10 protein-coding genes and 1 pseudogene are annotated in these 14,515 nt (G+C 34.4%); 3 read left to right on the top strand and 8 right to left on the bottom strand.

Annotation, left to right across the window (positions count from 1 at the left end; translation table 11 throughout):
• Both CQA44_RS09520 and CQA44_RS09525 read left to right on the top strand, forming a co-directional pair.
• Nucleotides 1–728: pseudogene (locus CQA44_RS09520) on the top strand (hypothetical protein); the annotation flags it as partial.
• A gap of 26 nt (nt 729–754) precedes the next feature.
• Nucleotides 755–1,474: an OmpA family protein gene (locus CQA44_RS09525; RefSeq protein ID WP_115547019.1), complete on the top strand. Its 720-nt coding sequence runs from the start codon at nt 755–757 to the stop codon at nt 1,472–1,474.
• Nucleotides 1,475–2,083: 609 nt separating this feature from the next.
• On the opposite strand, the gene alr is transcribed toward CQA44_RS09525, so the two are convergent.
• From alr to recA, 6 genes are all read right to left on the bottom strand, one after another.
• Entirely contained in the window at nt 2,084–3,226 is a 1,143-nt protein-coding gene (alr, locus tag CQA44_RS09530; protein ID WP_115547027.1) for an alanine racemase, read from the bottom strand.
• A gap of 7 nt (nt 3,227–3,233) precedes the next feature.
• The gene (locus CQA44_RS09535; protein WP_115547020.1) at nt 3,234–4,340 is read right to left on the bottom strand and encodes a hypothetical protein; all 1,107 of its coding nucleotides are present in this window, start codon (nt 4,338–4,340) and stop codon (nt 3,234–3,236) included.
• 651 nt (nt 4,341–4,991) lie between these two features.
• A complete protein-coding gene (locus tag CQA44_RS09545) occupies nt 4,992–5,408 on the bottom strand; it encodes a hypothetical protein (RefSeq protein WP_115547022.1) in 417 nt (138 codons plus the stop codon).
• Nucleotides 5,405–6,418, bottom strand: coding sequence for an ankyrin repeat domain-containing protein (locus CQA44_RS09550; protein WP_115547023.1), 1,014 nt, complete (start codon nt 6,416–6,418; stop codon nt 5,405–5,407). The genes CQA44_RS09545 and CQA44_RS09550 overlap by 4 nt, the downstream gene beginning before the upstream one ends.
• 76 nt (nt 6,419–6,494) lie before the next feature.
• Nucleotides 6,495–6,770: a hypothetical protein gene (locus tag CQA44_RS09555; RefSeq protein ID WP_181881861.1), complete on the bottom strand. Its 276-nt coding sequence runs from the start codon at nt 6,768–6,770 to the stop codon at nt 6,495–6,497.
• A gap of 83 nt (nt 6,771–6,853) precedes the next feature.
• The gene (gene recA, locus CQA44_RS09560; protein ID WP_115547024.1) at nt 6,854–7,897 is read right to left on the bottom strand and encodes a recombinase RecA; all 1,044 of its coding nucleotides are present in this window, start codon (nt 7,895–7,897) and stop codon (nt 6,854–6,856) included.
• Between the two features lie 1,005 nt (nt 7,898–8,902).
• Between recA and CQA44_RS09565 the strand changes: the two genes are divergently transcribed.
• Nucleotides 8,903–11,515, top strand: coding sequence for a cation-translocating P-type ATPase (locus CQA44_RS09565; protein ID WP_115547025.1), 2,613 nt, complete (start codon nt 8,903–8,905; stop codon nt 11,513–11,515).
• Between the two features lie 409 nt (nt 11,516–11,924).
• Here the strand turns inward: CQA44_RS09565 and nhaA are convergent, their stop codons facing one another.
• Both nhaA and CQA44_RS09575 read right to left on the bottom strand, forming a co-directional pair.
• A complete protein-coding gene (nhaA, locus tag CQA44_RS09570) occupies nt 11,925–13,424 on the bottom strand; it encodes a Na+/H+ antiporter NhaA (RefSeq protein ID WP_115547026.1) in 1,500 nt (499 codons plus the stop codon).
• Between the two features lie 15 nt (nt 13,425–13,439).
• The coding region (locus CQA44_RS09575; protein ID WP_309544891.1) for a 3'-5' exonuclease at nt 13,440–14,515 on the bottom strand (1,076 nt) is incomplete at its 5' end.

Below are 14,515 nucleotides of genomic sequence, written 5' to 3' on the forward strand. Positions count from 1 at the left end.
CTTTTAAAGAGAGCTTTGAGAACACGAGCAAAGAGGTGCAAAAACAATGTGAGACAATGACCCAAGATTTGGCTCATCATACGCAGGAATTCTATAAAGAAATACAAGAATTCTACAAAGAGAATCACCATTTCTCCTCTATTGCATTGAAAGAAAATAGTGAGCTTATGCAGAAATTTCAAGAAAATATTAACACCCATGTAGAATCTCTAAGCAATAAGTTGCAAACACAATTTGAATCTATTGTGCAAAAAAATCAAGAGACACTCAACTCTCTTGAAGAAAAAATCAATCGCTTTAACCAAAGTATCCAAAACTTTGAATCACATTCAAAAGTCAATATTGACGGATTGAATACACATTTTAAAAATCTTTGTGTGCAGTATATTAAGCTCATGCAAGCTAGCATGCAAAGTAATATTAAAAGTCAGAAAGAAGCCGCATTAGAAATCAATAATGCTATTCTTTCAATTAAAAATAATATCAATACCCTAACAGATTCTAGTTCTAGCCTCTTTGATAGTCAAAAAACTGCGCTCAATGAGGTTACTACACATTTTAAGAACAACATAGAATCTCTTGTGCAGCAAAGCTCTCAATTACAAGAAAATCTAGGAACAAATTTGGAGATGCTAGATTCTAAATTAGACAAAATGACACAAAGTTTTGCAAACAACTATGAGTGGTTTTTAAAACGTATTAAAGACATCATGGGCGTCAATCAATAAAAACAAAATAAAGTATAAGAGGGTTAATGGAAGATAAAAGTAGCCACTGGATTAGTATTTCAGATATGATGTCTGGCATCATGATGATTTTTATTATGATTGCAATTGCTTTTATGGTAACGTTAGAAAATGAAAAAAAACAATTAGAGATTCAGAATGATAAAATGCGTAATCTAGCACAGAACTATTCCAATTTACAGTATGAACTTTATAAGGATTTAATGCGTGAATTTGGTAAGGATTTGAAAAAATGGGATGCTTTTATAGATGAAGATACGACAATTAGATTCCAAAAACAAGATATTCTTTTTGATGTTGGACAAAAGCGAGTAAAAGAAAGATTCCAAAGAATTCTTAATGATTTTTTTCCACGTTATATTAAGATTCTCTACACTGAAAAATATCGCGATTTTATTGAGGACATTAGGATAGAAGGACACACTTCCAAAGATTGGGAGGGGACACAATCTTTAGAGAGACGTTATCTAGGTAATGCAGAACTTAGCCAAGAGAGAGCATTTCAAGTGTTGAAATATTGTTTTTCTCTGCCTAGTATTGCTAACAAACAAGAGTGGCTTATCAAGCTATTGCGTGCCAATGGTGTAAGTTTTGCAAAACCCTTGGCAAGTGATGAATTATCGCGCAGAGTAGAGTTTCAAGTAAGTTTTAAAGCAAATGAGCAGATTCTAAAAATTTTGCAGGCAAGCAATAGAGAAACTGAAAAGACAAAAAGCAACAATAAATAATGAAAACATTGCCTATTAAATATTTGCCCATATTAAGACTCTAATTGTTAAAAATTATAGTATTGTCCTATAATTGCACCCAAAAGATATTTTTTGACAATAATAAATCTCATTGTATGATGAACCTTAGTGAAAACATTTGTGATATGAAAAACGACCTAGTGAAATACAATAATTTATAGACATTAGTAGCTTGTAATAAAGTGCCAATTATGCGGGGGGATAAGCTTCATCAAATTAATATCTCAATGATGGATACAAATTGACAGCTCTTTTATTTTTCCATTCTCTTTGTACCCATTAGGATTCAATACACATCTCTCTTATTGGCTTTAAGCTTAACATTGAGATAGCATTATGGCTAATAGAGGATACTCCTACCTTTTTTAACTCAATGCACACAGACTACTCTATTTCTGTTTTAGTGATTTGGTCTATAAGCTTTTTGTATTTGATTTGACGTTTGTTTTTTAATGAAAACTTCATGACTGTGAGAGAATATTTATCTTGTGAAAATACCAAACGTCATACAGAATCTATGTGTCTTTTTAGCTTGGCTTGTTGCTTATTCTAAGTCAATAAATTTTTATTAAAGTATTATCTAAAAATTCAATTATGCGCTTCATTCTCTACATAAACCCTAGGGACTCTTTTTGATACCGCACAAACAAGTTCATAATTAATCGTGCCGATATGTTGTGCTAGCTCATCTATACTCAGCTCATTGCCCAAATCATCATAGCCAAAAAGCAATACGCTATCGCCTACTTTGACGTTTTCAATTTCACTCACATCTATCATACATTGGTCCATACAGATATTCCCTACTACCTTTGCTCTTTTGCCGTGTATAAGAACCTCGGCTTTGTTGGATAAAAGCCGCATATATCCATCAGCATAACCCAAAGGAAGTGTAGCAATTTTTGTGCGTTTGGTGGTGGAGAATGTCCTGCCATAGCTTATGCTTTGTCCTTTCTCTAAGGTTTTGATATGAACAATTTTTGTTTTAAGATTCATCACGGCTTTAAGTGGTAGGTTTTGCATATCTATTTCCAAGGAAGGTTTTAGACCATAGCCTATGATTCCAAGTCGCACCATATCTTCATGCGTTTGCGGCGCACTAATGATAGCTGCACTGTTGGCACAATGTTTCAAAACACTGCTTTTATCTATTGATAAGGAATCAAAAAATTGTTGATAATTGATATATTGTGTATTAAGATAGCTTAAATCCTTGCAGTCTGCAGTAGCAAAGTGTGTAAATATACCCTGTATTTTGATATGAGGCAACATAGAAATAGCTTGTATTTCCTGTATGCTTTTTTGGTTATATTGATAGCCTATCCTGTGCATACCCGTATCTAGCTTAATGTGTATCAATGCGGTTTTATTAAGCGTTTTAGCAGCTTCAGAAAGCGAATGCGCCATATTCTTATTATAAACACAAACTTCGATATTATGTTGAATTATCTCCTTTGCAAGAGAGGGCGAAGAATATCCAAAAATAAGAATGCGCGCCTTACGGAATGCTTCTCTTAGCTCCATTGCTTCCTCAAACGTTGCTACACCAAATTGATAGGCTCCTTGTTGCAAGGCGACTTTGCCTAGTTCTAAAGCCCCGTGTCCATAAGCATCTGCTTTAAGCACAACCAACAAATGCACATTGTGTCTTAGACGTTGTTTTATTATAGAAAGGTTATGCGCGAAATAGCTAAGATTGATTTCTGCCCAGACTTCACGTGTGAGATTCATTAGATTCTTACCTTGCATACGTATCTTTCCGCCTTACTTGGTAATAGGTATAGAGTATGAGACACATGATTACGATTCCGCCATATCCAAGCAAAGGATAAACGATACTTATCAGGTCTTTGAATCCTAGAAGACTTGCAAAAAATCCCATAATAGCAGTCAGAGAAATGACAAGGAGCGAAGAAGTCCGTCGCAAAATATGCAATTTTGCAAACCTCTCCACAGAGCCATAGAAACAAGTTATAGCAGTTGAATATAAACCAAAAAAGAGTACCACTGCATACAATGCGCCAATCAAAGGGGAAATATTGTTTGCAAGCACAATCATGGGAAGTCTCTGTGTGCCTATGACTGTGATATGCGCATTAAACACCCAACACAAAAATCCCGCACATCCGCCTAACATTATCGCACCAAGTAAAATACCCCAGAATATTGTTTTAGTATTTGCCCTGCACCCAAGAGGACAAAGCACTGCCAAAGCAAGCTGGAAATTAAAAGCAACATACAAAACACCAGACATACTCCAATGCCAAATCAAATCGCTATTATTGATACTTGCATTCGCGATTTCCTCACTTGAAGCCATAGTTGGATTCCAAAGAGAGTAAATCCCTACAACAGCCACACCTAAAAACATATAAGGAATAAGTATCTCCATCACTTTCACTACCATATTTAGCCCTATATAAGTATTCACCATGAGCAAAATACAAACAAACAGCGCGCCAACAAACATGGGCAAGTGAAACTTCTCTTCAAAAGTTGTTCCAGCTCCCGCTAGCATAATGACTAATGTGCCAAAAAGCGAAAGCGTTATAAATACGTCACAGAATCTCAAAAAAAACTTATGCAATATCGCATTATGAGAATATGCGATAGGATTAATGGCTTGCAGATAATCTTTTGTTGCAAAATGGTTAGCAAGCCATGCGGGAATATAGCCAAAAACAAAGAATAACAAAGCAGTAATAAGCACAATAGTAAGGGTGTGTTCTCTAAAGTATAAAAAGTATTGTAAAATCTCTTGCCCAGAAGCATAACCTGCTCCAATCACTGTCCCTACATAAGTTGTTGCAATGCCTATAATCGAGACTGAATCTTTTTTGCTCATTTGATTCTCCTTAATAGATATTATTATGAATCATGTATGCTTATAAAGCATATTCAACTAAAAAACGCTAGAGAATTTGGATAATTCTTTATCATAATTATTTTTTATAAGTTTAAACATGAATTAAAATTTTTTGTAATTCATCTTATGTTTTAATTACATGTAATGATTTTACCCTTAATCCTATCTATTGAATCCCAAATAGTGAGTGTCGGTTTATCTACTTTTCTCTCTAATAGACATTAAGATATGCAGAATAGAAAGACATTTGTTTTTAATCCCTTGTTAAACTCTATGCAAAATCATTTGTATTAAGCAAGTTACCCTTGATGAAAAATCATTTAAAGCATGGGTGGATTAAATCTCTCAATAAAGCTTGTTATTCTCTTATTTTTCTTGACAGTAATATCTTTTTCATTCTCAAGCTAAGGATAATCATAGAGTTCAAAATAATAAGAAGCGGGATTATCTTGCCCAAAAGTGGGAATTCTATTGAAACACTTATCAAAAAATCTTTTGGAACTTCAGCAATACCATTATTGACTTTAAAATCTTCGTATCCAAGATCTTCATTAATGCTTTTATATTGACTATTTTTACTCGTATAAACATCATAGAAAATATCGTAGTCTTCAAATTTTTCTTTTCTTTTTACTTTAGGTGATTCTTGAGATTCTTCTTGAGAATTTTCGTTTTTTGCTCTTCTACTCTTTTTTGATTTTCTTCTTCTAAATTAATAGCCTCTGGGTTAAATAGATTTTCTTCTTCATTAAAGTTAAAATATTTATCAATATTATCTGCATTAAGCCCAAGCTTGCTAATATTTTCTTCCTTTTCTTTATTGATAGCTTCTATATGTTCTTGAGAATTTCTTTTTATAATTTCTTGTTCTTTGTGTTGTTCTTTTCCATCTTCACTTTTAAAGACTTCTCCCTTTTCCTTATCTCTTGTTTGTAAATGATAGGGTTGATAAAATACTAGAGAACAATTCTCTAGTATATAAACCTTTTGGAATTCTTTGATATGGAATTCCACTTCGGCAAAGTTTATCTCTATATTCTCATTCATTTTTTGTTCTTTTTATTGCTACTTTGAGTATTCTTAGGATTCTCTTTTGCCCCTTTGATAGCATCGTTTAAAAGTTTGGAGTATTCATCATGGTATTTTCCTAGCAAATCATAATCATTCTTTCCATCTACCTTACAATGAGAAGAATCATATTTTGGTAGTTTAAACTTTCTTTCAATCTGCTCACTAGTCATTGCTCCTGCTTCTTTTAAAAGCTTTTTGTTTCGCGTGCCTTTAGCGACATCTAAAGGGGTTGATGGCATAGCATAATTGACATTTGCTCCAAGATCTATTAAAAGCTGAGTCGTTCTATAATTTTCAGATTCACTTACTGCAGCAAATAAAAGTGTGTCAGAATACTCTCCCCTTAAAATAGGCATATCTACATTTGCCCCTCCTTTAATCGCCACTTCTAATAAACGATACTCATTCCAACGTGCCCAAAAATGCAAGGGGGTTTCAGTATAGTAACGTTTTTGATACACATCAAATCTTGCTCCTTTATTGACTAGATATTTCACAATTTCAGGATTAGGATTGTCAGCGTCTTCTAAATATTTATAAATCAAAGCTTCATCATAAACATAATACTCCTCCTCTTCTGGTTCTAAAAGAATATATTTCTCATTAATCTCTTTGATATATTTTATATTGCGATGAGAAAAATTATATTTAGGGTCTTTGAGACTTAAGCCATATTCATTAAACAAATAATCTAAGATAGAAAAGTTATTATTATGCTCTCCGCAACTATATGCTGCTTCTAAAATAAAATAAAAAGGCTCCAATAAGGGATAATCTCCTCCTAACTCCTCTTCTTCGAAACGACGAGGATCTTCTCCTTTTTCATCTTTGAAGCAAACTTCATAACAACTAATTTCACAGGTATAGTCTTTTAAGAAATTTTTAACTCCCTCTAAATCATTATTCTTGATAAGCTCAAGCACTTCATTTTCTATTTCAACTCTTTCCGCAAAGCTTAATGCTTTAATCTCTTCTCTTGTCTTCATTGTGTCTCCTTTAATTAATTTGTTTTTTGGTTTTAAGAATTTGTCTTCTAAAAATCTCGACTTGCTGTAGTTTTATTTAATCTGCTCTTAAATCTCCTCCTTTTACTCTTAATCCTTTATCATCAATGATGACTTGCACTTTACCCACTTGAATCACAATCTTATCTTTGGTTTGTTCAATTGCAGTATTTCCAACTATACTTACAACCTTTTTTTGTGCGATTAAAACACTTTCTTTATTGGCTAGAGTATTTACAAAATCAGCGGCAAAAGAACAATAAGATATTCCATTGATTAAGAATCTAACCTTACTTCTTACAAAGGTGAGTGCAATCTCGCAATTCCGCTGCACGTCAATATCATGAAAGCAGGCTAATAGACAGACACTGCATGTATCAATAATTTGCCAACAATATGGTTCTAAAATCTGTGTAGCTATTGCGTGTTTTGCTCGGGTTCATCTGGTAGGGGCATGATTTCTTCACTTGTTCCAATTTGTTCTTTGATTTTATTGGCAATTTCTGTGGCAATTTGCTTATTGTCTTTAAGGAATATTTTAGCATTTTCTCTACCCTGCCCTATTTTTTTGTCCCCATAGCTAAGCCATGCGCCACTCTTATCAATAATATCAAGCTTCACACCATAGTCAATAATTTCTCCTTCACGGCTAATTCCCTCACCAAACATAATGTCAAATTCTGCCTCGCGAAATGGTGGAGCAACTTTATTTTTTACAACTTTCGCTTTTGCACGATTACCTATAATATTATCACTTTGTTTTAAGGTAGCAACCTTGCGAATATCAATGCGTACACTCGCATAAAATTTTAACGCATTGCCTCCCGTTGTAGTCTCGGGACTACCATACCCCATCACACCGATTTTCATACGAATCTGATTAATAAATATTACCGTGGTGTGCATCTTAGAAAGAACACCCGTAATCTTTCGCAAAGCATGACTCATAAGTCTTGCCTGCAAACCTACATGCTGATCGCCCATATCACCATCTATTTCTGCTTTTGGAGTAAGTGCTGCCACTGAATCTACAACAATTAAATCAACACTCCCACTACAAGCAATGGTTTCTAAAATACTTAGTGCCTGCTCACCATGGTCTGGCTGACTAACTAAAAGATTCTCTGTATCCACCCCAAGATTTTTTGCATAATAAACATCAAGAGCATGTTCTGCGTCAATGAATGCACACACGCCACCATTTCTTTGACATTCTGCAATAATTTGCAAGGATAAGGTCGTCTTACCGCTCGACTCTGGACCATAAATCTCAATGATTCTGCCTTTTGGAATCCCTCCAATCCCTAACGCTAAATCAAGCCCTAAAGAACCTGTGGAAATAAAATCTACTTTTTCTATTTGCTTGTCTCCTAGTCTCACAAGCATGCCCTTACCATAAGCTTTATCAATTAATTTCATTGCGTTGTCTAAAGCTTTTTGCTTATTGGGATCAATTGCCATAATGAACCTTCCTTATACTTGGGTTAGAATTTGCATAATATTATAGCTATATTTAAGCTGAATAAAAGTTAATTATTCACAATATTAATTCGTGCTTTTCTATCTCTCTAGTGTAAGAGAGGATTTGCTTCTAGTATTGTTTCCCACTATGTAGTGTATGTAAATGTATGTAGATAATCTCTTGTTAGATTCTATGAGATATAGTTGCTTTGTTGTGTTACTCTTATCTTTGCTTGATTCAATTATGACTTAGTTGTGTATGAATGTGAGAGGATATTCTCATAGCAGAAAGTTGTAAGGCTGTATTGCTTATGAGTTTTGTTTGACATTGATTTACATGCCTTGAGAGTTCATGAGATTCTATAATGAAAAACAAGCTTGTCTTTTGTAAAGCATTCATATCTCTTTGTTGCTTCAAGACTAAGAATCTCTCTTATCCTTTCATGCCTTTTATTCTTGTTATTTCTTTTGTTTCTTGTCTGGCATTCCTAATCATATCCCTAGAGTTTAGTCATATTTAGTCATGTTGAGTAAATTATGCTTTAAGATTCACTCAATGTCTCACTCTTTCTAGCCTGTTTGTGTGAGAGGTGTTTGTCTATTGGCTGGATAAATGAAATCCTGATAGGGTTTTTAAAGCATGCTATTTTTTATTTTCTACTTTTTCTAAAATAACAGAGTGTAAGCGACTAGAGATAAAGCTTGATAATTTTTGTGTATCATAGATTTTAACTAAATCCCAATATTCCCTATCTATATACATCAAAGATTCTAGGATAATATTATCATTATCCTTGTGTTGCAGAGTGGTAATGAAGAAAATAGTGTAAAATACCCATACCTCCTATAAGTATTATAGAAAATATGTTAAAATTGTGGTTTTTATTGAATATTAAGGAATAGTTATGCGTTTTTTTTACAAATCAACCTCAAGAGAATACAAACATACAGCAAAACCTGCTCAATCAGTATAGCCCAAATAACCATGTTACGGATACTATCAGCATGAGCGATTCAGACAATAACGCTATTCAGGAGAAAACTATACGTCTTCAAATTGAGGGTATGAATTGTACGAGTTGTTCTGCTTCCATTGAACGAGCTTTAAAGAAAGAAAAGGGCATTATAGAAGCAAATGTTTTTATCCTTAGTCATAGCGGCGTTGTGCACTTTGATTCTAAGCAATGTAGCATTTCACACATTATAGAAATTATACGGTCATTAGGATTTCAAGCTTCTGTATCTTCTAAAACTTTTCATTTCAATATTCCCACTCCTCACATATCCAATAAAAATATACTTTTCAAATCAACGCACTCAAAGACACTGCCCTTTCAGCAAGACACAATCTCTCTCGAAGAGAGATTAGCTTCCAAAAACTCTAATAATCCGTCTAATGAGTCCCCATCATATAACACACAGTCTTGCAAGGATAAAGATTCTGTAAATAATTTTCCAATATTTGCAAGCTTTTTTCATAAACTTAGCAAAACTCATGATTTCCTTGAGAATCACTTACTCAGTAGCAAAAGACGACTGATACTAAGTCTTTTATTCTCAACTGTAATTCTTTATATCAGTATGTTTCATGAGATGTTTGGGTTACCCTTGCCTGCATTGCTCAATCACCCATTGTATAATGGTATCACGCAGCTTGGCATTACACTGATTGTCATGCACCTTGCAAGAGAATTTTATTTTCGTGGGATTCGCGCTTTATTGACACTAAGACCCAATATGGATTCATTAGTGAGTGTGGGTAGCTTAGCAGGATTCTCATACAGTCTCTATGTACTCATTATGCTTTTTATGTCTAACATGCAAGAATTAGGCACGCAAGTACATAGGATAGAATCTCATGATATATCACATTTTTACTTTGAGAGCGTGTGCGTGATTCTAAGTTTTATTATGTTAGGCAAATCTATCGAAGAAAACGCAAAAAGAATTGCCAATCAAAATGCTAAAGACTTACTAAGCAGGCAAAGTAACACGGCACAAAAGATTCTTAATCCCAAATCTCTGCAATCAGAAATTCCAGATTGCCAAAAAGATCATTTACCCAATAATCAATCATTGCAGATACAAGAAGTTCCACTTAATTCCCTAAAAATCGGGGATTATATCCAAATCTTACCTCATAGCTTTATTCCTGTAGATGCCTTGCTCTGTTCGCCTCATGCGAGCATTGATGAAAGTATGTTAAGCGGAGAGAGTCTCCCTGTAAATAAAGATAAAGATTCTCAATTATTCGCCGGGACACTCAATTTAGATACCCTCATTATAGCGCGCGCCACTAGTACAACCGAAGATTCTACCCTTACAAAAATTCATACTCTTATTCAACAAACTTATGAAAGTAAAGCACAAATTGCACAGCTAGCAGATAAAATTGCCGCATTCTTTGTACCTCTAGTTATGGGTTTAGCAATCTTAAGCGCATTATTCTGGTTTGTTATAGCGGATATGCAAACCGCTATGCTTTACTTTGCTAGCACTTTACTCATCTCTTGTCCATGTGCTTTAGGGCTTGCTACACCTATGGCAATTCTTTTTGCCAATGCGAGGGCGAATAAATGGGGAGTTTTTTTTAAAAACGCACAAAGCCTAGAGAATCTTACAAAAACTGATTATCTAATTTTTGATAAGACAGGGACCCTTACAGACGGAAATTTGACACTACATTCTATTGTTTTGTGTAATAATACGCAAGAAAATAATAAGGAAAAAGAAGAGCTACTTAGAATCTGCGCTTCTATCGAATCTGCGAGCAACCACATTATAGCGCAAGCTATTTGTAGGGCAGCAAGTCATTTAACGCCCTATAAAGTCTTAAAATCTAAAAGCATTCTTAATGCGGGCATAGAATCTACCTTGCAAATAGATTCTAAGGCGAGACATTTTGTCATTGGCAACACCAAGATTCTTAAAGAAATATGCGGGATTGAGACAAATTTATACAACCACACAGAGAATCCATATCTCTGCATTTATATTGCAGAGAAACAAGCAAACAACGAGCAACCTACTTTGCCAAAGTATCAATTATTGGGCAGTATTTTCTTACAAGAAAATATCAGAGAAGATGCACAAGCATTAATACAAAGAGTAAAAAATATGGGATTTACTTGTGAGATTCTAAGCGGAGATAATACGCGTAATGTTGCTTATATTGCTAATATTTTACAAATGAATTATCGTGCGGAATGCTCACCGCAGGATAAGTTACATTATATAGAATCGTTACAAAAAAAAGGACACAGTGTGATTATGGTGGGTGATGGAATAAATGATGCCATAGCTCTTGCAAAGGCTGATGTGTCTTTGGTCATGGCTTCAGGCAGTGAAGTAAGTATCGAGTATGGCAATATTATTTATTTTAACAAGAAATTACTTCGCATTGCAGAATCCTTGCAACTAGGTCGTGCGACATTTCGCAATATCAAACAAAATCTCACATTTGCCTTTGTATATAATGTGATTTGCATACCTATTGCTATGGGTGTTTTTAGCAGTTTCGGTGTTGTGCTTAATCCTATGTTAGCAAGTCTTGCTATGAGTCTTAGTTCGATAAGTGTAGTAGGAAATGCCTCAAGGCTATATTCAATGAGACTTTAGTGCTAGATAAACTTGGATTTATCTGTTAAACATTGTCAAATTCCTAGTCTCCAATTCATCATAATGATTTATTTTGGTCACGACTCTGGGTCATTAATGGATTTTATTTATTGGGTTGTAGAATTTGCTCATACGAACGTTTTAGATTCTTGAAACTTTTTATTTTCTATTGGTATTAATCCGCTACCCAAAATTAATGCCTCTTTCACCAAATCACTCAGGTTACTTGCTCAGATTACTTGCAAAAATTTGCAAGAGAGCTTCAACACTGCAATCATTAACATTGAGATTAATACAATAAAATGCCTATTAACTTACCGACATATTATTAAAGTGTGATTTGTGAATATACATTGCTTAAAGCACACAATAAAACAATAGCCCCAATTCTTTCATCAATTAGAATCTCTTAAAATTCCTCTTGTACATCACTATCATTGGATTTGGTTGTAATAAGCAAGCTTATCACACCCAAAATCGCAGCAATAGAAGAAGCAGCCAAAATGGAAATCTTTGCTAAATCAATAGCCAAGGCACTTTTATAAGCGAGATTTGCTACAAACATAGACATAGTAAAACCAATTCCAGCCAAAAAACCTACCGATAAAACATGTGTGTTTGTTAAGCCATGTGGTCTCTTGGCTATCTTGAGCTTTTCACTCAAGAGCGTGAAGCTAAAGATTCCAATAGGTTTGCCAATTATAAGACCCAAGATAACGCCATAAAAGATTCCATCAATTTCAAAATCAAGCGCACCACCAATAGGCACCCCTGCATTTGCAAATGCAAACAAAGGAACAATGAAATAGGCGTTTAATGGTTGTAAGATAAATTCAATACGGACAAGAGGATTTTGCGCATAGCGAGAATAACGCGCAACTGCGTCAAGAATCTCTACCTTTTGGTGTTCTTTGTGCATATCAATTTCACGTTCCGCATCGCTTTTAGGGCTAATGAAATTCTTAATATTGCGATATGAACTCTTAAAAAAATCTTTGAATCCATAAATAATCGCTCCCAGCCTATTTGTTTCCTCATATTGTAGGGGTTCGAAGGTAGTAAAATCTGCTTTTGTTTGGAAATATAATTTATTATATGCAACTTTTAAGCCAAGATAACTGTGACGTGAAATTTGTGATTTGCCCGGTATAGTAAAGGCAAGAAGAACAGCCCCCACAGTCGCATGTACACCACTAAAAAAGAGACATAACCAAAGTAGGATTCCTACTGCAAAATATAGCGACAAGTATTTCACATCTAAGTAGTTGAAAATAATCAAAATAATCAAAAAGACTATACCGAAATAGATAAAAAACCAATTAATCTGTTCAGTATAAAAAATCGCAATAACGCTAATAGCACCTAAATCATCTGCCACAGCTAAAGTAACCAGAAAGATTTTCACAACATTAGGAATTCTCTTTCCTAGAAGCAGGAGTACTCCCAAGGCAAATGCCGTATCAGTACTCATAGCTACCCCAAAGCCATGCGCACTTGATGTGTTATAATTCAGATAGATATAAATAATACTAGGCAAAATGAGTCCGCCAATAGCCCCAAACACAGAAAAACTTACAGATTTAAAACCAGCCAATTCACCATAAAGCACCTCACGTTTCATCTCAAGCCCCACCATAAGAAAGAAGAAAGACATCAGTACGTCATTGATAAAATGTAGCACGCTAATATGGACAAGCTTATAGCCACCTATGCTAAAATCTAAATACATCTCCCAGATTTCATTATACACAACACCAAAATTTGTATTCGCAATAATCATAGCAAATACAACAGCAAAGAATAAAAGAACACCGCCAAAAGATTCGTGTGTGATAAAGTTTTTAAGCGTACTGTTGCTTGATCGGTCGTCAGTAGAATAATGCAGATGATTATAAGATTCTGATGCCATTGATATACTTTAAAATTAAGATTCTTGTGAAATTATTTCTTTGAAAACAATATTATCTTGTAAATAGATAATATAGCCTTTTATGGTTAATGGGAAGAGTGATTGTGCCGCTAGCTTTGCGATAAAATTCTTATAGGATTCTACTTGTAGGGTATGCTCTCTCATAAGAGTTTCATTCAATTTTTCTGTGCTTTTAAATTCAAGAATGCAAAATGTATCACCTTGTTTTAGTAGTGCATCAAGCCTTTGCATAGTATTATCTTGTCGTAAAAAAGAACATTCGCATTTGATTTTGCAGTTTTTAAGGTCTAAGATATTGTGTAAATCTCCCTCAAAAAGATGCTGCACTTTTTGAATAATCTTATCAAGTTTATCTTGAGGGATATAAAATCCATACTGCGCAAAAAGTACGGGCATAATGGATTGCATCTTATAGCCTAACATAAGTTCAAGACTTAAGTGTGAGATAATCCCAATGATTTGTTTATGCTTCATGTCTGTGCTAATTGCATACGATATTTCCTCATGTCTTAGGAATTCATCTTGTGTTGATTTGACAAATGGCAGAGTAAAAATAATTGTTGAATAATGATTGGCTATCTCTTGGTGATACGTCATTGACGGTAATTGCTTGCCATTTGGAATTTCAGCAGCGTCTGTTAAAGGCTGAGTAAGGAAATTTTCATTTGTTTTTTGTAGAATGTTTTTTTCAGACAAGGGTTCGCCTCTGTTATCTTGACTGCTTAGATTTAGTGTTAATGCACTATAACTCTGTGTATTTGCAAAGATATATAACCCTTCTTTAGCCCTTGTGCAAGCAACATACAAAATATTATGCTCTTCACCGTCTTCTCTTTGCTTTGTTTCTTGCACGAGAGATTCTAATGCACTATCGCGTGCTTCGGGGATATTGTCAAGTCTTATTCTTTTAAGATATATTCCCTCATAGTCATAAAGAATCTTACTAATTGGAGCTGGCTTATGGGCATCTATATCTAAATAAATAACATACTTAAACCCTAATCCTTTTGCACCGTGTATCGTCATCATCTTGATAGCTTCTTCTTGAATAAAGGTAGAATCTTTATGGG

This window comes from Helicobacter sp. MIT 14-3879 (assembly GCF_003364125.1).